The following is a 19,108-nucleotide window of genomic DNA, read 5'->3' on the forward strand; positions in this document are numbered from 1 at the left end:
CAGCATTTTCTTAAGTTTATTTCTGGCAATCGCCAGATTCGATTTCGACGTGCCTACGGTGATGTTGAGCTTGGTTGGCGATCTCTTCATGTTGATATCCTTCGATAACAAAAAGATTGAACACCATACGATAGGAGGGCGGAAGCCTTTGGATCGAAGAAATGATCTCTTGAGCCGAAAGATTGTCCAGGGCGGTTTCGGATAGCGATTCATTTTGAACATGCGAAATATCCAGGCTGTAATAGTGTTTCTCGTTTCTCCTGAAATAATCGATGGCTGAGTTGATCATGATCTTCCTCAACCATCCGTTGAACGACAATCCTTTGGAATACAAATTGAGCTTAGAGAAAATTTTGATAAACCCATCATTCAAGATCTCGATGGCCTCTTCGCTTGTCCTGGCGTAGCGCAGGCAAATGCCCATGGCGTAGGCGTAAAATTCTCTGTAGAGCCGGTCTTGGCTCATGCGATCCCCACTTCGACAAGAATCCAACAGTTTATATAGTTCGGTCTCTTTGATCGGCGGAGTTTTAGGTGTGACCGTCAAATAGTAACACGCAATTTTTTGCCAGAGGGTTGGTTGCGTCTTGTTAAGAAATTGAAATAAACCGCGTGAACCAACCTATTCTCTTTTTCTCCCGTGATGTTAGTGTTTCTTTATCCACCATCAATTTACCTGCTTTATGAAAAATATGATCCTGTATTCATTTCTTTTGATTGCGCTAATGTGTTGCGACAAAGACGAAGATCCTGTACCAGAAAATCCTGCGGACACGCCATACGATGTTAAGATCGACCCCACCGATTTTGAAAGCACCGGCATCGTCGGGAACGAGTTCTTTCCACTCATTTCGGGAAAAACCTATGTGTATGAAGGCAAGAGCGACGAGGGTGGCGACACCCGCATCCTGGTAGCGTATACCAGCAATATCAAAATGATCCAGGGCGTTACTTGCGTGGAGGTGCATGACCAAGCCTATGAGAATGGTAGTTTGATCGAAGACACGTACGATTGGTATGCTCAGGATAAGCAAGGCAATGTGTGGTACTTTGGCGAAGCAACCCAAACTTTGGAGAACGGTCAGGTGACGGGTACAAAGGGATCGTGGGAAGCGGGCGTCAACGGGGCCTTGCCGGGGATTATTATGTTGGCAAATCCCCTTGTCAGCATGTGGTACAGACAGGAGTACTTTAAAGGTGAGGCCGAAGACGTTGCCCAGGTACTCGGTACTTCGGCGTCTGTCAGTGTGCCCTATGCCTTATTTGAAAACTGCTTGCAAACGGCTGAATGGAGCTTGTTGGAGACGGGAATAGTAGGTCAAAAATACTACGCCTCAGGTGTTGGGGTTGTGAAGTCGATCGGGGTGAAAGGCGAGTCGGGCTATGAGGATTTGAAGGAGATCCAATGATAGTTCCCGTGTCAGAAAAGGCAACGGAAAATGAGCGATAGAAGACCGATTGCCTAGAAGAAAGCTTCCCCTCGAATCGAACGAGGGTGTGCAGCGGCTGACCTTGTTGCTGCAGATTGATTTTTTACGAGCGACAACAGCATACATGAACAAGCTTGTCACTTTTGATTAGTGTGTGAGCAAGGAAGCAACATTCATCGCAGAGAATTTTATAAAGGGAAAACCTGGCGACGGAGTTTTCCTTATGAGTACCCAGGGCGGGACTTGAACCCGCACGACCTTTTAGGGTCACAGGATTTTAAGTCCTGCGTGTCTACCAATTTCACCACCCGGGCAGGTTTTGCTTGTGGGCATTTCTTCTGACAACGTGGGAGATCTTTTTACAAACCTCCTGAAAAAATAATCCCCTTTCCATCTGGAAAGGGGCTATTCTTTTGAGCGGGAAACGAGACTCGAACTCGCGACCCCGACCTTGGCAAGGTCGTGCTCTACCAACTGAGCTACTCCCGCAAAATCTTGGTTGTGTGTGGGTGTGATCGATTTGGGAGTGCAAATTTAATTCCGATTCCTAAATTTCCAAATTCACATTAAAAATCTTCGTTTTTTAATGAATTTAAGCAAAAAATAGGTGCTTCGGCTCACTGCCAAAGATCACGGTTTCAGGGCGATACACGAGATCTCCACATTCACATCCTTGGGCAGGCGGCTAACCTCCACCGTTTCGCGGGCGGGCGGGTTTTGGGTGAAATATTTTCCATAGACCTCGTTCACTTTGGGGAAATCGCCCATATTCTTTAAAAAGATCGACGTTTTCACCACGGCGCTAAAGTCCAGCCCGGCGGCTTTCAGGATCGCGGCGAGGTTGGCCATCACCTGGGTGGTCTCTTCTTCGATAGTGCCTTTCACGATCTCGCCCGCCTTCATGGGGATCTGTCCACTGATGAAAAGCATGTTGCCGGCCTGGATGGCCTGGCTGTAGGGACCGATGGGTTCGGGCGCTTCCGCGGAATAAACAACAGTTTTTGCCATGTTTGTGAAGTTTAAAAATTAATTTAGCAGTCGCCAAAAATAAACAATCGTTCAACGGATTTAGCTTCGCGCATGAATATTTTAGTTATCGGTGAGCCCGTCAACCTGCAGGAATGTCACCATAAATTTGGTGACAAGCACATTTACTCCCGGGTAGACGAGCACCGCGACGCAGAAAAATTTTTGAGGAACAGCGACCTGGTCTTTGACTTCATCATCGAAGAAGAAGTGCACCAGTTCGAGATCTACAATGAATACGCCGCCACAGCGTTTATCAATACATGTAAAGTAAGTCTGGGCGAGTTGGTGCACCTCACCGACCACGCGCTGCAGAGCACGATCTTTGGCTTCAATGGCCTGCCCACATTTCTTTCGCGCGAGGTCATGGAAGTGAGCTTGTGGAAACCTGAGGACGAGCCCCGTCTCCGGAAAATTTGTGGCGACCTCAAAACAGATTTCCTGCTGGTCGACGATCGCGTGGGATTGGTCACGCCACGCGTGGTGTGCATGATCATCAACGAAGCCTACTACACCGTGCAAGACGGCACCGCTACCCGCAAGGACATCGACCTGGCCATGAAGCTGGGCACAAACTATCCCTACGGACCCTTCGAGTGGTGCCAGCGCATTGGTGTGAAGCATGTTTACGAGCTCATCGAGGCGCTGTATGACGACACCAAAGACGAACGCTATAAGATCTGCCCGTTGCTGAAGAAAGAGTATTTGAAAAGCTAGCGCTTGCCCGGCGTATTAAGTTATTGTTAATGCAGGAGGGCCTGTGAATTTTAAAGGTATTTTTAGCGCACATTAAAGAAGTTGGAACCCGTCCCACACACCGAGTCGAACCTGAACGCGAATCACAACGCATGGAATAACGTCCGCATCGTGCTGGCTATTGCCGGGGCCTTCGTGTTGTTCTTGTTCGCCCTCGACCTGATGACGTCGTCGCTGCAACACATGGGGAAAAATGTGGCAGAGACCATCTTGCTGGCCACGTCAAATCCGTTTACGGGACTGTTCATCGGGTTGCTCATCACGGCCATGTTGCAAAGCAGCTCCACCACTACTTCATTGGTCGTAGCGTTGGTCGCATCGGGATCCATTACCCTGCAGAGTGCCATCCCCATCATCATGGGCGCCAACATCGGCACCACGATCACCAGCACCATCGTGTCGCTGAGTTTTATCAACAAGAAAAAAGAATTTCGCCGCGCCGTAGCCGCCGGCACGTATCACGACTTCTTTAATATCCTTACGGCCACGGTGCTCTTCCCGCTGGAATATTACTACGGATTTCTATCGTCGCTTTCGGCATGGATCACCAGTTTCTTTTTCAGTCCCGTGGCGGCACCCGTACAAAACAAGATCTCGCATTTTTGGGTGGGCTTCAGTCCCGTCATTGAATTTTTGATCCAGGAAATGCCGAGCCCATTTTTCCTGGCATTCATTGCGCTGGTCCTCTTGTTTTCGTCCATCCTGATCTTTCGCAGGCTGATCTCCAATTTGCTGAAGGCGAAGTCGCCGGAGCAGTTTGGCCGCTTCTTTCCAAAGAATCAGTTCAAGTCCTTTTTATGGGGATTGCTGACGACGGCGGCCATTCGTTCCAGCACGATCACCACGTCGGTGGTGGTGCCCATTGTGGCCAAGAAGATCGCCAATCTCAAACAGGCCGGGCCCTTTATCATGGGTGCCAACGTGGGCACTACCATCACCGCGTTTATCGCGGCCACGTTGAACGCCAACACTGCGCCGGCCATCAGCATCGCCATCGCGCACTTCCTTTTTAATTTTATCGGTGTGTTGTTGTTCTTCCCCGTGCCGGTGATGCGGCGGTTGCCGATGGCCCTGGCGGAGGGGTTGGGAAAGCTTGCGCTGAAATACCGGCTGGTCGGTTTCGTCTATATCCTGGTCACGTTCTTCTTCCTTCCCTTCACCCTCATTTATTTCAACCGCGACTCCATCAAGACCCTGGACCTGGGCTATGCCGAGACCACCGCTGCCGGCGAGACCGTGCCGTACCGCGTAGTGATCCGCATCAACGTGCGTACACAAACCGGGGAGTGGACAAAATATAACAACGACGAACCCGGCACCGAACCCGCCTTTATTTATCCGATGACGGTGAAGAACAACACCCTGCTGGTGGGCAAGCAAATGTTCCGTTTCAGCCGGCCGGGTTTCTGTTGGGACGGCGAAGATGAAAAGGGCAAGTTCAAAACCTGCATCGTGCAGGTGATGCCGAAAATGGAAATGGCCGGACAGTCGTTCGACTCGGTGTTTGTCGCGCAGGTCAACTATGCAAACGCGACCGACTCCATCGCGCACCGCTATTACATGAATGCCACCTACAATATCCTGTTGCAACACGAGATCCTGGCCCCCGGAAAAGCCCCGCTCGTGGCTGAAAAGCTCACCCGGTTTGGGATGGAGTGATCTTCTCTTTATATTGCATGATCACATTTACAGAACCGTGCTGAAAGATTCAATACTGAAATTTCTGAAACTGGATACCCTCGTCGAACACCTTACTGGCTTCGTGGAGACCCGCATCGAGTTGATGAAACTGGAGATCAAGGAGGAGGTGGCCAAGGCCGTGGCACGTGTGTTGATCCTGGGGCTTTTGATGGCCGTGTTCACTTTGTTTATTATGCTGATGAGCATGGCCGTGGCCTTTAAGATCGGCGAATCCCTTGGTGCATTCGGAGGCTTTGCCATCGTGGCGGGCTTCTATTTGCTGGTGGGCGTTTTGCTTGTGTTGATGCGGGATGGCATCCGCGAAGCGCTGGAAAAACAGCTTAGTGAAATCATGAAGAAAAAGAAAAAGTAGCGCGTATGGAGTTGCTGGAATCGAATGACCCGAAACTGGAGTTGCTAAAAAAATCTGCCAAACACCGGCAGGACCTGGAGGATGAAGTACGGTTGATCTCCGCCAAAACGGAAAGGATCATCACCAACGCCCTCATCATCGGCGGAACGCTGGCAGCCGCCTATGTGCTGGTGCGTCAATTCTCGGGGCCTTCCAAAAAACGCAAAGTAAAAACACAAAAATTGAAAGTGGTGCAAGCCGCTCCCGCAGACGCAGCCGAAATGGAAGAGGAGGAATCTTTTGCTCCCGGCATTGTGTCGCAAGTAGGGCAGGCCATCGCCAGCCAGGCCACCGTATTCCTGCTGGGCCTGGCCAAGGAAAAACTCTCGGAGTTTCTCCAGGGTCAATTCGACAAGAAAGAAGAACAAAGCAATGAGCGTCCTTAAAACCCTGCGCGACCGCCATGCGCTGGGAAAGAAATCCATCGCCGTATTAGTCGACCCCGACAAAGCGGAAGACCCCGCACGACTGCTGCAACTGGTGAACCTGGCCAGCGAAAACTGCATCGACTTTTTCTTTGTGGGCGGAAGCCTCGTCACCACGTCGAACCTGGCGGAGGTCGTGAAGGTGATCAAAGAAAATGTGACCATCCCCGTGGTGCTCTTCCCGGGCAACTCCATGCAAGTGGAGCCCACAGCCGATGCGTTGTTATTTCTCTCCCTCATCTCGGGCCGCAATCCCGAACTGCTGATCGGTCAACACGTGGTGGCTGCCCCCATCATTCGCAATACGAAACTGGAAGTTATTCCCACGGGATACGTGCTCATCAATTCGGGTCGCATCACATCGGTGGCCTACATCAGCAACACAACACCCATCCCCGACGATAAATATTCGCTGGCGGCTTGCACAGCACTGGCCGGCGAAATGCTGGGTCTTCAATCCATTTACCTCGACGCCGGAAGTGGTGCGGAAAAGGAGATCAGCGCCAAGATGATCGCCACCGTGCGCAAGTCGGTGAGCGTACCCCTAATTGTGGGGGGTGGCATCAACACCAGTCAAAAAGCATTCAACGCATTGGAGGCCGGGGCCGACATGATCGTCATTGGCAATGCGCTTGAGAAAAATCCCAATCTGCTTATGGAGATTTCCGACAAGGTGTATGAATGGAATCAAAGCATTGAAGCCGGTAAGTAGAACGATCGGCCTTCTATAAAATAAGAGAGGCTTCCTTGTGGAAGCCTCTTTTTATTTGGAGATAATAGGATCAGAACAATTTTTCTTCCGGGGGTTTGATGTTGCTCAACCGGAGATAGACGGTGGTTTGTCCACGGTGGTGGGTTTGGTGTTCGAAGGTTTTTGCCAAGGCCACCTGGCGGGTCATGTCCATGTTGAAGACTTTGCACGTTTCGGCACCCTTCGTGTCGTTCATGCCTTTGGCGATGTCGATCACGTAATCATAGCTATCCATCACGGCGGTAGTCAGTTCGGCTTTGGTTTTGTATTTGTCGGATTGCTCCATCGAGCCAAAAGGCACGGGAGTTTGTTTGCCCGCAGCGGCCGAGGATAGCCCGTAGTTCGCTTCGGCGAGGTGAAGCATTTGCTGGCGGAAGCTGCGCATCTCCCCCGTAGGCTTGAAGTTGATGGAGGCGTCGGTGGAAGCATCCAGATAAGATTTTGTGTAGGCTTTGGCGCGTTCCCAGTCGGCTACATTTTGCGCCATCTGTTCCATGGCGACGCGCTTATTTTCGGCGCGTTTAAAAGAGACGAGCACACTGGCCGTCACCAGCAAAGCAACAACCGTGAGTACGATTTTGGTGGTTTTCATAACTATTGGGTTTTTTTGGGTAGGGCGATAAAGATAGAGCTTTTGGTAGATATAAACAGAAGCCCTTTATCAGAATGTTCTTGGTTAACAGACCCACGCGGACGTACTTTGGATGAATAGTATTTGACCTATGAAAAATCTTGCAGTATGTTTATCCCTGATCGCCGTGATCTTTTACGGATGTTCTCCCGCTGAAAAGCCGACCGAAGTTATGATGATACAAGACCCGCATACTTTTGCCGCTCCCGGCACAGCCACCGTGACGCACCTGAAATGGAAAGCCACCGTCGATTTCGACACCAAGACCATCAGGGCCACCGCCACCTGGCAGATCAAAGCCCAACCCGATGCCGATGTCATCATCTTTGACACCAAAGGCTTGACCATCGACAGTGTGACCTTGGACGACGGCAGACCGGCCAATTTCAAATCCGGCAACCCGGATAGTTTGTTGGGGAGGCCGCTGGCCGTGCTGATACCCTCAGGCGTGAAGGCGGTCAATATCACCTATCAAACAGCGCCCGGCGCAGAGGCATTGCAATGGCTTTCGCCGGCACAAACTGCGGGCAAACGCGAGCCTTTTCTGTTCACACAATCGGAAGCCATTTTGGCCCGGAGTTGGGTGCCTTGCCAGGACTCGCCCAGCGTCCGGTTCACTTACGAAGCCGACGTCACTGTGCCGAAGCAACTTTTGGCGCTCATGAGCGCTTCCAATCCACAACAAAAGAACGCGACCGGCACCTATCATTTTGAGATGAAGCAACCCATACCGTCATACCTGTTGGCGTTGGCGGTTGGGGATATAGCCTTTAAACCGGTCAGTGCCCGCAGCGGTGTTTATGCTGAGCCTTCGGTGGTGGATACCGCCGCGTGGGAACTGGTAGATATGGAGAAGATGATTGCAGGAGCAGAGGAATTATACGGCGCCTATCCGTGGGAGCGCTATGATGTGATCGTGCTGCCGCCGAGCTTCCCGTTTGGTGGCATGGAAAATCCCCGGCTCACGTTTGCAACGCCCACCATACTGGCCGGCGACCGCTCCCTTACGTCACTCATTGCGCACGAACTGGCGCACAGCTGGTCGGGCAACCTGGTGACCAATGCCACCTGGAACGACTTCTGGCTCAACGAAGGCTTCACCGTCTATTTCGAGCATCGCATCATGGAGAAATTGTACGGCAAGGATTACTCCGAAATGCTGGCCATGCTCTCGCTCCAGGAACTGAAGGAGACCATCGCTTCGCTGAAAGCCGAGAACCTCTATGGCGACACCAAACTGAAGCTGGACCTCGAGGGGCGCAACCCCGACGACGGCATGACGGACATCGCCTATAACAAAGGCTATTTCTTTTTGCGTTCGATCGAAGAACAATACGGCCGCGACAAGTTCGACGCCTTCCTGAAAGATTATTTCGCCGCGAACGCGTTTCATGGTGTGGATACGGATGGTTTTATACGATACATCAAAACATATTACAAGGACAAATTCTCCATCGCGCTGGACGAGGCAAATTTCAAGGCCTGGATCTTTACGGAAGGCTTGCCGCAAAATTGCCCCGTGCCGGTATCCGACCGTTTCGCGAAAGTGGATGCGTTCCTGGCCCAATGGAAGGCCACCGGAAAAACCGACGATGCGGTGGCCAAATCCTGGAGCACCCACGAATGGCTTCACTTCATCAAAAATCTCCCCGACACGTTGTCACCGGCTCAACTGAAAGCCCTTGATACGTTCGGCCACTTCACCGCCTCGGGCAATTCCGAAATTCTCACCGCCTGGCTGATCAAGACCATACGGTTTGGCTACACGCCAGCAGATGCAAAACTGGAAGACTTTTTGATCCACAATGGCCGCCGCAAATTCCTGAGCCCGCTGTATAATGAATTGGCGAAGACACCTGAGGGAATAAAAAAAGCGCGGGCCATCTATCAGAAGGCGAGACCGAACTATCACTTCGTGGCGACAAACACCTTCGATAAATTGCTGAAGTAGAAACCTATTCAGGCATAAATCCCTCAAACTTTAACCGCTTCCACTATGTCTATCATCAAAAAATTCAAATCGACCCTGGGCCTTTTGCAAACGCTCGACCTGGAAAAGATCGGGAGACTCTCGCAAAAAGTAGACCTCAACAAAATGGTGGGGTTGGTGAGCAGTATGAAAGAAGAAGATCTGCAGAAGCTGATCAAATTCATGGAGGGCGGCAAAAAGAAACACGAATTCCCGGAGATTGATGGCGACTTCTACGATCTGCACGATCTCTTAAAACCAGACGAGCAAGCCATCATCATGCAGGTGCGCGAGTTCATGCAGAAAGAAGTGCGGCCCATCGTGAATTCGTATTGGTTGAAAGATGAGTTCCCACACCAGATCATTCCGCAGTTGGCCAAGCTCAACATTTGCGGGCTCACCTATCAAGGCTATGGTTGCCCCGGAAGATCGTCGCTACTGGAAGGCTTTCTGGCCATGGAGATGGCGCGGGTGGATTGTTCGGTGTCCACTTTCTTTGGCGTGCAAAGCGGGTTGGCGATGGGTTCCATATACTATTGTGGATCGGAAGAGCAGAAACAAAAATGGTTGCCCCCCATGCAACGCATGGAACTCATCGGCGCATTTGGTCTCACTGAACCGGAAGTGGGCAGCGGCGCCGCCGGCGGACTCACGTGCACCTGTAAACGGAACGGTGATAAGTGGATCATCAACGGACAGAAAAAATGGATCGGCAACGCCACGTTTGCCGACATCATTATTATCTGGGCGCGCGACCTGGACGATGGCAACGTGAAAGGCTTCATCGTAGAAAAAGACTCGCCGGGTTTTAAAGCGGAGAAGATCAAGGGGAAGATGGCGTTGCGGATCGTGCAAAATGCGCTGATCACACTGACCAACTGCGAAGTGCCCGAATATAACCGCCTGCAAGAGGGACACGGCTTCAAGGACACCGCCAAAGTGTTGCGCATGACCCGTGCCGGTGTGGCGTGGCAAGCCGTGGGCTGTGGCCGCGGGGCCTATGAGAGCGCGCTGCGCTACACCAACGAACGCAAACAATTTGGCCGGACCATCAGCAGCTTCCAGATGGTGCAGGATCTTTTGGTGATGATGCTGAGCAACCTCACGGCCATGCAAACCATGGTATGCCGCCTTTCGCAGTTGCAGGACAGTGGCAGGCTCACAGACGAGCATGCGTCGCTCGCAAAAGTATTTTGCACGCTACGCACCCGCGACATCGTGAGCCACGCCCGTGAATTGTTTGGAGGCAACGGTATTTTGATTGAAAATGACATTGCCCGTTTTGTGGCCGACGCGGAGGCGATCTATTCCTATGAAGGAACAAAAGAGATCAACACCCTCATCGTAGGCCGGGCCATCACCGGACAAAGTGCCTTTGTATAAAATTTTATAAACGCTATTGCATCACGGGGCGGTGAACGCACGGCTCCGGCTTCAAAACTATCACGCATGAATAAACTGTTTACGGCAGCGCTCCTCCTGGTGGCCTGCCTGCCATTATCGGCACAAAAGAAGTCCGTTGTTCCACCCAAGAAGGCACTCACGGCCGACGCCTTTGCGATCTGGAAGGAGATACCCTACAAAGCCATCAGTCCCGACGGAAATGTGGCAGCGTTCACCATCAACCCGCAAGATGGCGACGGCAAAGTGGTCTTCTATCATTTGAAAACCAATGCGCAGGATTCCGTCCGCCGCGCGGCCGAAATAAACCTGACCGCCGACAGCAAGTATGCCGTGTTCAAGATCAAACCACCGCTCCTGCAAGTGAAGGAAATGCGTCGCCAGAAAAAGAAAAAGGAAGACCTTCCGAAGGACTCCCTGGGTATTTATTCGTTTGCTTCGCGGAAGACGGAGAAGATCGCGGAAGTGAGGTCCTATAAAATTCCGGAGAAGGCCGGGGGATGGATCGCCTACCAGCTTGAAGCCAAAAAAGATGTGAAGCCAAAACCGGAAGAGAAAAAGCCGGAAGAAAAACCAAAGACGCTGCCCGACACGCTTAAAAAGAAAGAAGTAAAACCCAAACCCGCCAAAAAGAACAACGACACCAATGGCTACACGCTAAAGCTCAAAAGGCTCGCCGACGGCAAGGAAGTTTCATTCGGCTTTGTAAAAGATTATACCCTCGCCAAATACGGCCAGGGCCTGCTCCTGACCACGTCGGGCAATGACAGCACGATGAAGGCCGGCGTTTATTGGTACGACTTAAAAGAAGAGAAGCTGACCACACTGTTGGAGGGAAAAAGCAAACAGAAATTCAAAAACCTTTCCATAAACGAAGACGGAACACAAATCGCCTTTGTCGCCGACCTCGACACGACCAAGGCGCCCCTGCGCTATCCGAAACTTTACTACTGGAAAACCAGCGAACCCAAAGCTGCGATACTGGCCGACGAAACCTCAGCATCGCTTCCAGCCAGGTGGATCGTGAGCGAACACAGCACCCCCTATTTTTCAAAAGATGGAACAAAACTTTATCTCGGCGTGAACCCCCAGCCGGTGGTGCAAGACACCACCTTGCTCCCGGAGGAAATCGTGAGCGTCGAGATCTGGAGCGCGCGCGACAGTGTGTTGTATACGCAGCAGAATAAACAACTCGATGCCACCCGCAAGCAAGCCTTCGCTGGGGTAATACACCTGCAGAATAAAAAGCTGGTCGTGCTCGCCAACAAAGACATCCCCACCGTAGCGGTAGCGGACGAAGGCAACGCCAACGTCGCCTTGGCCACATCCGACATCAACTATCGCTGGTCCGATTTTTATGATCCCTCCGGATTCAACGATGCTTACGTGTTGGATCTTAGCAACGGGGCACGTCAACAAGTGATCTCAAAAGTCAAAGGGAATCCAAATCTTTCCGCGAAAGGGAAATATGCTTATTGGTTTAACCTCGAAGACACGACGTGGTATTGTTATTCCGTAGCCACTCAAAAAACAGTGGCCCTCACCAAATCGCTGAAAACCTCTTTTGCCGACGAAGAAAACGATACCCCCGACTATTCTTCTGCCTATGGCGTTCTCGGTTGGACAGCCAACGATGCCGCGCTGTTGGTATACGACCGCTATGACATCTGGTCGCTGGACCCTGAAGCTAAAATCGCTCCGGTCAATGTCACCAAGATCGGCAGACAACAGAAATTAATATTCCGCTATATCCGACTGGACCCCGAAGAGCGTTTCATCGATCCATCGAAAGAATTGTTGCTGTCGGTTTTCAACGAGGACTCAAAACAATCCGGCTATTACAAGCTTTCGCTGAAAGACAACAAGCTCACCAAACTGTTGATGAGCGATCATCGCTATGCCGTTACCACCAAAGCCAGGAACGCAGACAAACTCATTTTCACCCGCGAAAATTTTCGCGAATTCCCCGACGTGTGGACCTCGGATGTGAACTTCACAGCATCAACAACAAAGAAACTGTCGGATGCCAACCCGCAGATGAAACAATACAAGTGGGGCACTGTAGAAATCGTGGAGTGGGTGTCGCTGGACAACGTTCCCCTGAAGGGCCTCCTCTACAAGCCCGACAATTTCGACCCGTCGAAGAAGTATCCTATGATCGTGTACTACTACGAAAAGAACAGTGACGGCATCCACACCTACGTGGCGCCGGAGCCGTTGCGCTCGTCGGTGAACCGCTCGATGTATGTGAGCAACGACTACATTATTTTCGTCCCTGACATTGTTTATCGCATTGGCTATCCCGGGCAAAGCGCCTACAACTGCATCATGCCAGGCGTCACAAAATTGCTTTCGCTGGGTTTTGTGGATGAAAAGAACGTGGGACTGCAAGGCCACAGCTGGGGCGGCTATCAAACTGCCTATCTTGTAACGCGCACCAACTTCTTCAAAGCTGCCGAGGCCGGAGCCGTGGTATCGAACATGGTGAGTGCGTATGGCGGCATCCGTTGGGAGACGGGATTGAGCCGCATGTTTCAATACGAACATTCACAAAGTCGCCTGGGAGCCACCCTCTGGGAGAAGCCATTGCTCTACGTAGAAAACTCACCCATCTTTTTTGCCGACAAGATCGAAACACCCTTGTTGTTGCTGCACAACGACGCCGACGGTCACGTACCCTGGTACCAGGGAATTGAAATGTACATGGCCCTCCGCCGTCTCAACAAGCCAGCCTGGATGCTCAACTACAACGGCGAGCCCCACTGGCCCGTGAAACGCGAAAACCGTATCGACTTTCAGATCCGGATGGGTCAATTCTTCGATCACTACCTGAAAGGCGCCCCTATGCCGGAGTGGATGCGCAAGGGAATACCCGCTGTGGAAAAAGGTATCAACAAGGGTTACTCTACAAAATAGTTGTTAATGAGTTGTTAAGGACGTGTGCGCGTTATGTTGAGTGGTATCACCTCAGCATACACTTTCGGCAATTCAGTTGTCGGAACAGACAGGTCATTGAAAATTTATGGGCAGGCTCCAACCTTTCCATTACTTTTCGTGTCTAGAAATCATGACCCTCGTGCACATGTTTACAAAACGCAGAATTTTATTGATCCTCGGCATCGTGGTAGCCATTATGGTTGGACTTTACACCGGCCTTTTTGGAATGACCTTGCCTTAAAAATGGGACGCCCCGGCTTCGTTAGGCCGGGCAAATCGTTTTTGCTTATCCCTGAAATCATTTAGATAGAAAATAAAAAAAGCCGACCCCTGCAGCCGGCTTTTGTGCTTTTAATAGCGCCAGCTCTTTGTGTCGGCGCCTTTCGGTGCGCTTTCCTGTATGCGCTTCAATATTTTTGGCAGGTACATGGTGTTGTAGCGAAGGCGTGAAACGTAGTTGGGGTTTTCGTGGTCGCCGTTCCAGCAGTGTTCGGCGCGGTCGCCATAGTCCACCTCGCCGTTGTAGAAAGGGTTGTTGGTCTTCTTGAGGAAGTCTTCCATGAGGTAGACAGCGTTGTTGAGATAATAGTTGTCCATATCACCACAGTAGATGTGGATCTTGCCTTTCAGTTTGGGGCCCAGCGTGGCCCAGTCGCGTTGCAGGATATGGCGCAGGTCGTAATGCTCTTTCCAGTAAGCAGCCACTTGGGGATCGATCTCACCCGTCAATTTGTCAAAGATGCGCTTTGGGTAGCCGTCTTCGCCCTGGGGTGAATACACCGCCTCCCAAATGTCCCACTGTTGACCAGAGCGCGACTTGGTGCCGAGCACCAGCTCCAGGTGGTTGCTTTCTTCCATGGTCGATTGGATCTGGCCGAGGTAATTCCGGTGCGAGGGTTTTGGCAATTTCTTGAAAGGCGCATCATACCAATAGGCGTTTTTGTCTTTGTAGATGTTCACCAGGCAGTAGGCGCTAAAGTCGATAGGGTCGGGGCAAGCCGCAAAGCAGCCGTTGAAGTCGTCGGGGTAGAACATTTGCACGGCCAGCGCCTCCCAGCCGCCAGTAGACCCCCCGTAGGTGAAACGTGCCCATCCCTGGCCGATGCCACGGAATTGTTTTTCGATCTCGGGCACAAGCTCTTTCATGATGGCGTCGCCATACGGTCCCAGGTTGGCGGAGTTCACGGCATAGGAATCGTCGTAGTAAGGATTGGCGTGTTGGATCTCCACAATGAGGAAGCGGGGAAAATTTTTGCTTTTCCATTGTTGGTGGAAGTTGTAGGCTTCCTGTTGTTGGAATTTGTTATAGCCATAAATGCCAAAGCGGGCGATGTAATCCGTAGTGTCCATCTTCGGATCGGGCGGGGTCTCGCTAAAGCCCCCGAAGTCGGCGGGGAAATGGCCGTGATAGATCATGAGGGGGTAGTGCGCGTTGGGATGCTCGTCGAAGCCTTCGGGAATGAGCACGTTGGCTCCGAGATACATGGGTTTGCCCCAGAACTCTGTCAGCAACTTGCTTTGGATCTTGATGTGCTTGATGTAGCGCGTGTCCTTTGGCGCTTCGATGGGGGCGATCTTTTGATCCATCACCAGCTTGACGGTTTGTGGTTTGGCGGGCTCGATGGTGACTTCGACAGGCTTGCTATAAAAATTTCCGGGCTTGCTTTGCCATTGTTGGCCTTCGCCCTGGTCGGGGGGAAGCTTCACGGTGTGGCCCGTCTTCAGATGAAAGGTTTCATAGCGGTTGATGAGAGCCTGCGCGAAATATTTCCCCGCGGGAACATCGGCCAGGCTGCGCTTGGGGAAACCGAAGGCCGATTCATCTATCGTGATCTCGTCACCAGGTTTCATGCCTTCCACGTCCACACCAAAAATGAGTTGGGCACTGAGGCCATCACCAATTTGAGTGCGGGGTTCCGAGGCATTGTTGTTGGCAAGCATCAACAGAAGCCGCCCGTCCTGGGCCTGGTCGCTCATTTCCTTGGTGAAGGAGATCGTAAATTTCAGAGGGGAGGCGGCCGGAGGCGATGAACATTGTTGGGTGACAAGGACCACCGCGAACAACAGTATAAATTTTGCACGCATGACAGTTCAGGTTAGGTTCATGGAAAATAGACCTTGTGCACGACAATTGCAATGCATGTTCCACGGCTGGCAAAGCGCCCCATGCCTGGCAACGATTACTGATGATTTGTTAACAAAAAGTGCTTCGAATTGCCTGGGGAAATTCCTTTCTTCGTGCCTTACTTAGCGATTGCGTGATGAAGCATGTTCTTTTTGTGTTGATGATCCTGGTGATCTCCTGCCACAGCCGCACCCCTACTCAAAATGCTACCTACGATTTTATGCCGCCCAAGCGCCTGGCCGAACTCACCCACGCCAAACTGAGTGAGCTATCGGGCCTCGTGGCCAGCCATAAACATCCCGGCTTGCTCTGGACCCACAACGACAGCGGCAACGGAGCCGAGATCTTTCTGGTCGATACAACCCTGAACCTGAAGCTCACCTGCATCCTGCCGGCCTACAACCGCGACTGGGAAGACATTGCCGTGGGCCCCGGACCAGACCCGGCAAAGTCCTATGTCTATGTGGGTGACATTGGCGACAACGATGCCATCTATCCCCTCAAATACATCTATCGTTTTGAAGAACCCGATCTGACGCCAAACAAAATCGCGAAGATCGCTTCGCTCGACACCATCACGTTCCGCCTGGCCGATGGGAAGAAAGATTCCGAAGCGCTGATGATCGACCCCAAGAGCAAGAGCCTGTACGTAGTGTCCAAACGCGAGAAACCGGTGTATGTATATGAGCTACCCTTCCCACAGTCGACAACGGATACGCTGGTTGCGCAGAAAAAAATTTCGCTGCCCATCACACAGATCGTCTCTGCGAGCATCTCCTCCAAAGGCGACGAGATCCTGATGAAGAACTACGAACACATCTACTACTGGAAAGCAAAACAAGGCGAGGCCATCGAGAAAGCGCTGGCCAGAATTCCCAATGAAGTAGATTACGATCCTGAACCTCAGGGCGAGGCCATCACCTGGGCGGCCAATGGCTCTGGATTCTATACGATCAGCGAGCGCACACTGGGTAAAAAAGTGTATTTGTATTTTTACAAACGGAAATAAATACGCCTTTCTGTGCTCGTCGAAGCGGTTAAATCTTTTTCCCTTTCCACTTCCCCGACCTCATATAGAGGAACGACATGCTGAAAAGACATGCCCAATACACCCACTCCGAAGCCCAGCCGTAGGTAATCGGCAAATTCAAATACTCTAGCACCACAAAAATGTAGATGCAATACACCACGATAGTGATAAACTCAATCGAAAGATTGATCACCGTATTCCCCGTTCCTGTCACCGCATTTAGCCATACCGTTGAAAAGCCCATCATGATCACCGCCACCGAAACCACGCGCACCACCGGCAAAGCATGCTGCACAAAAACATCGCCCTGGTTGTAGAACGACAAGAACCACTCGGGGAACAGGTTCAGCAAGAGGCTGATCACTACCGCAAAGCAAGTGCTGATCCCCATGATGCGCCGGATCAATCCCAATACTTCATCCTGCCGTCCCTGCCCGATGATGTTGCTCACCATCGTATTGGTGGTGGAAGCAAACGCCCAGGCAAAAGTGCCCGACAATCCGAAAATATTCCGCATGGTGTTGGAGATGGCCAGCGCTTCGGGACCGTGGTGTTCAATAAGGACATAAAAGAACTCCCAGCTGATGATGCTGATGGCGTATTGCAAAATAAGCGGCGAAGATTGCACCAGGATCAGTTTGATAACGCGCATGTCGAACGCGGTCTGCGCACTGAAGGCAAACGCCCGGTGAATGCCCCTGAAATGAATGACGGCATAGATCACCAGCAGCCCCGTGCCCTCGGCAATGATGGAAGCATAGGCCGCGCCATTAAAGCCCAGCCTCGGCAATCCGAAATGGCCGTAGATGAACCCATAGTCCAGGAAGATGTTAGTGACGGTCTCCGCCAACGTGCCCCACACCAGCAACCGTGTTTGATTGGTGCCCACCAGCAAGGCGTTGCGCATCACGTAGAGATAAAGCAAAGGCAACCCCCAGATGCGTTTCAGCAGAAAATCGATAGACATGGACGAAATGTCGGCGTCGTGGATCACCGCGGTGAGAATGATCGGAGCAAACAAATAGGTGATCGCGATGCCTGCCGCTGCAAAAGACAACGCCAGCCACACGCCGTGAAAGAACAAACGCCCGATCTCTTCCGGCAAGTTTTGTCCGGCGCGACGCGCAATGAGCGCTTGCAGTCCATTGTTGAGTCCGTTGCCGATCACGGCAAAGATGAGATAGAACACACCTGTGATGCCGGCCGCCGCCAATTCCTTTTCACCCAAGCCACTCAGAAAAATGTTGTTGGTGATGAAGTTGATCTGAGGCACAAAGATGGCCAGCGAGATGGGCAACGCCATCCCTAGAATTTGCCGGTATCCGGTTTGTAGCTTCAGTTCCATGAGAAAGGGTGTGGTGAAGTGAGTGGTCTACCTCTTACGACAAAAGCCGCGTGAAGGTTTAAGACTTTTTGAATTCGCTTTCGCGGATAAAGTCGCTTTTAGCTCGGGAGATACGGTTGCAACCGGGCATAGACCCAGGTGCCTGCCAACGCGGAGACGAACGTGACGATCGTCACCAGGTAGCCTGCTCCCACTTGTGCGTACAACGGTCCCGGGCACGCCCCCGTAAACGCCCATCCAAAACCAAAGATCAGTCCGCCGGGAATGATCCCGCGGTGATACGGCTTCACGGGCGCGTCGATCAGCTGGCCGTCGGCGCTGCGTAGCTCGAGCTTCCGGATGATCCACAGCGACAGCGCCCCCACGGGCACGGCTGTCATGAAGATGCCATACATGTGAAAGCTCTGAAAATGAAACATCTCCTGGATCCGGTACCACGAAATCGCTTCTCCCTTCGTAAGCGCCAGACCGAAGACAATCCCCACCAACATATATTTCAAATTCTTCATAGCGCCAGGACGTAGGGTAACACAAAATAGCTGAACAAGATGCCCCCCACGAAGAACGACACCGTTGCCAACAACGACGGCCATTGCAACGCCGCCAGCCCCATGATGCCGTGGCCCGACGTGCAACCCCGTGCGTAGCGTGTTCCAAAGCCGACCATGAAGCCGCCCACTACCATGAGCACGAAACCTTTTACGGAAACCAACGTGTGCCAGTTAAAAAGCTCAACAGGCATTAACCCATTAAGATTTTCGATCCCTTGCCGATGCAACAGGTCAACCGTGGCGGGCGACAGGTGGGTGGGTTCAGGGTTGGCAAACAGTGTTCCACCCACAAAGCCTCCGATCAGGATGCCGGCCACGAGGAAGAGATTCCAGCTGTCTTTCTTCCAGTCGTAGTGCAGGAACGGAACATTGGCCGGGTAGCATGCCGCGCAGATCTGCCGCAACGTCGACGAAACACCCAGCTTTTTGTTGCCCATGAGCAGCAGTGCGGGAACAGAGAGCCCGATGATGGGGCCGGCTACGTACCAGGGCCAGGGTTTATAAAGGAAATCCATGCGGTTTGAATTTAAATCCGGGAGAAAGTTACGATAGCAAGTTAAAGTATTTTAATTTTCATGCCCTCTCGCCGTCGCATGAGACGAAGGCGGGGATCAACAGGCAGATATGTAACGTAGAAGA

At 51.8% G+C, this 19,108-nt stretch carries 17 protein-coding genes and 2 tRNA genes; 10 read left to right on the forward strand and 9 right to left on the reverse strand.

What is annotated here, in order from left to right; genetic code table 11:
• Window positions 1–16 precede the first annotated feature (16 nt).
• On the reverse strand, window positions 17–466 hold the full coding sequence (locus D4L85_RS09170; RefSeq protein ID WP_228450831.1) for an RNA polymerase sigma factor: 450 nt from the start codon (window positions 464–466) through the stop codon (window positions 17–19).
• A gap of 217 nt (window positions 467–683) precedes the next feature.
• On the opposite strand from D4L85_RS09170, the gene D4L85_RS09175 reads away from it, so the two are divergent.
• Window positions 684–1,409 (forward strand): hypothetical protein, encoded by a 726-nt coding sequence (locus tag D4L85_RS09175; RefSeq protein WP_119754044.1) that lies wholly within the window; start codon window positions 684–686, stop codon window positions 1,407–1,409.
• Between the two features lie 249 nt (window positions 1,410–1,658).
• Here D4L85_RS09175 and D4L85_RS09180 read toward each other — a convergent pair.
• The 3 genes from D4L85_RS09180 to D4L85_RS09190 all read right to left on the reverse strand — a co-directional run bounded on the left by D4L85_RS09180 (window position 1,659) and on the right by D4L85_RS09190 (window position 2,438).
• Window positions 1,659–1,744, reverse strand: a tRNA-Leu gene (locus D4L85_RS09180).
• A gap of 102 nt (window positions 1,745–1,846) precedes the next feature.
• Window positions 1,847–1,919, reverse strand: a tRNA-Gly gene (locus D4L85_RS09185).
• 141 nt (window positions 1,920–2,060) lie between these two features.
• Entirely contained in the window at window positions 2,061–2,438 is a 378-nt protein-coding gene (locus D4L85_RS09190; RefSeq protein WP_119754045.1) for a RidA family protein, read from the reverse strand.
• 72 nt (window positions 2,439–2,510) lie between these two features.
• Between D4L85_RS09190 and D4L85_RS09195 the strand changes: the two genes are divergently transcribed.
• The 5 genes from D4L85_RS09195 to D4L85_RS09215 all read left to right on the forward strand — a co-directional run bounded on the left by D4L85_RS09195 (window position 2,511) and on the right by D4L85_RS09215 (window position 6,441).
• A complete protein-coding gene (locus D4L85_RS09195; RefSeq protein ID WP_119754046.1) occupies window positions 2,511–3,173 on the forward strand; it encodes a 3-hydroxyacyl-CoA dehydrogenase family protein in 663 nt (220 codons plus the stop codon).
• Between the two features lie 81 nt (window positions 3,174–3,254).
• Complete coding sequence (locus D4L85_RS09200; protein WP_119754047.1) at window positions 3,255–4,871, forward strand: Na/Pi symporter; 1,617 nt, start codon at window positions 3,255–3,257, stop codon at window positions 4,869–4,871.
• Window positions 4,872–4,908: 37 nt separating this feature from the next.
• On the forward strand, window positions 4,909–5,265 hold the full coding sequence (locus D4L85_RS09205; RefSeq protein WP_160143626.1) for a phage holin family protein: 357 nt from the start codon (window positions 4,909–4,911) through the stop codon (window positions 5,263–5,265).
• 5 nt (window positions 5,266–5,270) lie between these two features.
• Entirely contained in the window at window positions 5,271–5,690 is a 420-nt protein-coding gene (locus D4L85_RS09210; RefSeq protein WP_119754049.1) for a hypothetical protein, read from the forward strand.
• On the forward strand, window positions 5,677–6,441 hold the full coding sequence (locus D4L85_RS09215) for a phosphoglycerol geranylgeranyltransferase (protein ID WP_119754050.1): 765 nt from the start codon (window positions 5,677–5,679) through the stop codon (window positions 6,439–6,441). The genes D4L85_RS09210 and D4L85_RS09215 overlap by 14 nt, the downstream gene beginning before the upstream one ends.
• A 70-nt stretch (window positions 6,442–6,511) precedes the next feature.
• On the opposite strand, the gene D4L85_RS09220 is transcribed toward D4L85_RS09215, so the two are convergent.
• Complete coding sequence (locus D4L85_RS09220; RefSeq protein WP_119754051.1) at window positions 6,512–7,072, reverse strand: DinB family protein; 561 nt, start codon at window positions 7,070–7,072, stop codon at window positions 6,512–6,514.
• A gap of 130 nt (window positions 7,073–7,202) precedes the next feature.
• Here D4L85_RS09220 and D4L85_RS09225 point away from each other — a divergent pair, with 130 nt between their 5' ends.
• The 3 genes from D4L85_RS09225 to D4L85_RS09235 all read left to right on the forward strand — a co-directional run bounded on the left by D4L85_RS09225 (window position 7,203) and on the right by D4L85_RS09235 (window position 13,397).
• Entirely contained in the window at window positions 7,203–9,062 is a 1,860-nt protein-coding gene (locus tag D4L85_RS09225) for a M1 family metallopeptidase (protein WP_119754052.1), read from the forward strand.
• 45 nt (window positions 9,063–9,107) lie between these two features.
• On the forward strand, window positions 9,108–10,463 hold the full coding sequence (locus D4L85_RS09230; RefSeq protein WP_119754053.1) for an acyl-CoA dehydrogenase family protein: 1,356 nt from the start codon (window positions 9,108–9,110) through the stop codon (window positions 10,461–10,463).
• Between the two features lie 66 nt (window positions 10,464–10,529).
• Window positions 10,530–13,397: an alpha/beta hydrolase family protein gene (locus D4L85_RS09235; RefSeq protein ID WP_119754054.1), complete on the forward strand. Its 2,868-nt coding sequence runs from the start codon at window positions 10,530–10,532 to the stop codon at window positions 13,395–13,397.
• Between the two features lie 372 nt (window positions 13,398–13,769).
• Here D4L85_RS09235 and D4L85_RS09240 read toward each other — a convergent pair whose 3' ends face one another.
• The gene (locus D4L85_RS09240) at window positions 13,770–15,503 is read right to left on the reverse strand and encodes an alpha/beta hydrolase (protein ID WP_119754055.1); all 1,734 of its coding nucleotides are present in this window, start codon (window positions 15,501–15,503) and stop codon (window positions 13,770–13,772) included.
• Between the two features lie 176 nt (window positions 15,504–15,679).
• Between D4L85_RS09240 and D4L85_RS09245 the strand changes: the two genes are divergently transcribed.
• Complete coding sequence (locus D4L85_RS09245; protein ID WP_119754056.1) at window positions 15,680–16,552, forward strand: hypothetical protein; 873 nt, start codon at window positions 15,680–15,682, stop codon at window positions 16,550–16,552.
• A 28-nt stretch (window positions 16,553–16,580) separates the two neighbouring features.
• Here the strand turns inward: D4L85_RS09245 and D4L85_RS09250 are convergent, their stop codons facing one another.
• The 3 genes from D4L85_RS09250 to D4L85_RS09260 all read right to left on the reverse strand — a co-directional run bounded on the left by D4L85_RS09250 (window position 16,581) and on the right by D4L85_RS09260 (window position 18,984).
• Window positions 16,581–17,918, reverse strand: coding sequence for an MATE family efflux transporter (locus tag D4L85_RS09250; protein WP_119754057.1), 1,338 nt, complete (start codon window positions 17,916–17,918; stop codon window positions 16,581–16,583).
• Between the two features lie 98 nt (window positions 17,919–18,016).
• Window positions 18,017–18,427, reverse strand: a complete 411-nt coding sequence (locus D4L85_RS09255; RefSeq protein WP_119754058.1) for a DUF6691 family protein — start codon at window positions 18,425–18,427, stop codon at window positions 18,017–18,019.
• On the reverse strand, window positions 18,424–18,984 hold the full coding sequence (locus D4L85_RS09260) for a YeeE/YedE family protein (protein ID WP_119754059.1): 561 nt from the start codon (window positions 18,982–18,984) through the stop codon (window positions 18,424–18,426). The genes D4L85_RS09255 and D4L85_RS09260 overlap by 4 nt, the downstream gene beginning before the upstream one ends.
• Between the last annotated feature and the right edge of the window lie 124 nt (window positions 18,985–19,108).

The organism is Chryseolinea soli, from assembly GCF_003589925.1.
Taxonomy (GTDB): Bacteria; Bacteroidota; Bacteroidia; order Cytophagales; family Cyclobacteriaceae; genus Chryseolinea; species Chryseolinea soli.

Excerpts from the sequence above, each read along its gene's own strand:
- D4L85_RS09215 (WP_119754050.1), top strand. The coding sequence starts at position 5,677 with ATGAGCGTCCTTAAAACCCTGCGCGACCGCCATGCGCTGGGAAAGAAA.
- D4L85_RS09195 (WP_119754046.1), top strand. The coding sequence starts at position 2,511 with ATGAATATTTTAGTTATCGGTGAGCCCGTCAACCTGCAGGAATGTCAC.
- D4L85_RS09245 (WP_119754056.1), top strand. The coding sequence starts at position 15,680 with ATGAAGCATGTTCTTTTTGTGTTGATGATCCTGGTGATCTCCTGCCAC.
- D4L85_RS09225 (WP_119754052.1), top strand. The coding sequence starts at position 7,203 with ATGAAAAATCTTGCAGTATGTTTATCCCTGATCGCCGTGATCTTTTAC.
- D4L85_RS09220 (WP_119754051.1), bottom strand. The coding sequence starts at position 7,072 with ATGAAAACCACCAAAATCGTACTCACGGTTGTTGCTTTGCTGGTGACG.
- D4L85_RS09255 (WP_119754058.1), bottom strand. The coding sequence starts at position 18,427 with ATGAAGAATTTGAAATATATGTTGGTGGGGATTGTCTTCGGTCTGGCG.
- D4L85_RS09250 (WP_119754057.1), bottom strand. The coding sequence starts at position 17,918 with ATGGAACTGAAGCTACAAACCGGATACCGGCAAATTCTAGGGATGGCG.
- D4L85_RS09230 (WP_119754053.1), top strand. The coding sequence starts at position 9,108 with ATGTCTATCATCAAAAAATTCAAATCGACCCTGGGCCTTTTGCAAACG.
- D4L85_RS09175 (WP_119754044.1), top strand. The coding sequence starts at position 684 with ATGAAAAATATGATCCTGTATTCATTTCTTTTGATTGCGCTAATGTGT.
- D4L85_RS09260 (WP_119754059.1), bottom strand. The coding sequence starts at position 18,984 with ATGGATTTCCTTTATAAACCCTGGCCCTGGTACGTAGCCGGCCCCATC.
- D4L85_RS09235 (WP_119754054.1), top strand. The coding sequence starts at position 10,530 with ATGAATAAACTGTTTACGGCAGCGCTCCTCCTGGTGGCCTGCCTGCCA.
- D4L85_RS09170 (WP_228450831.1), bottom strand. The coding sequence starts at position 466 with ATGAGCCAAGACCGGCTCTACAGAGAATTTTACGCCTACGCCATGGGC.
- D4L85_RS09240 (WP_119754055.1), bottom strand. The coding sequence starts at position 15,503 with ATGCGTGCAAAATTTATACTGTTGTTCGCGGTGGTCCTTGTCACCCAA.
- D4L85_RS09210 (WP_119754049.1), top strand. The coding sequence starts at position 5,271 with ATGGAGTTGCTGGAATCGAATGACCCGAAACTGGAGTTGCTAAAAAAA.
- D4L85_RS09190 (WP_119754045.1), bottom strand. The coding sequence starts at position 2,438 with ATGGCAAAAACTGTTGTTTATTCCGCGGAAGCGCCCGAACCCATCGGT.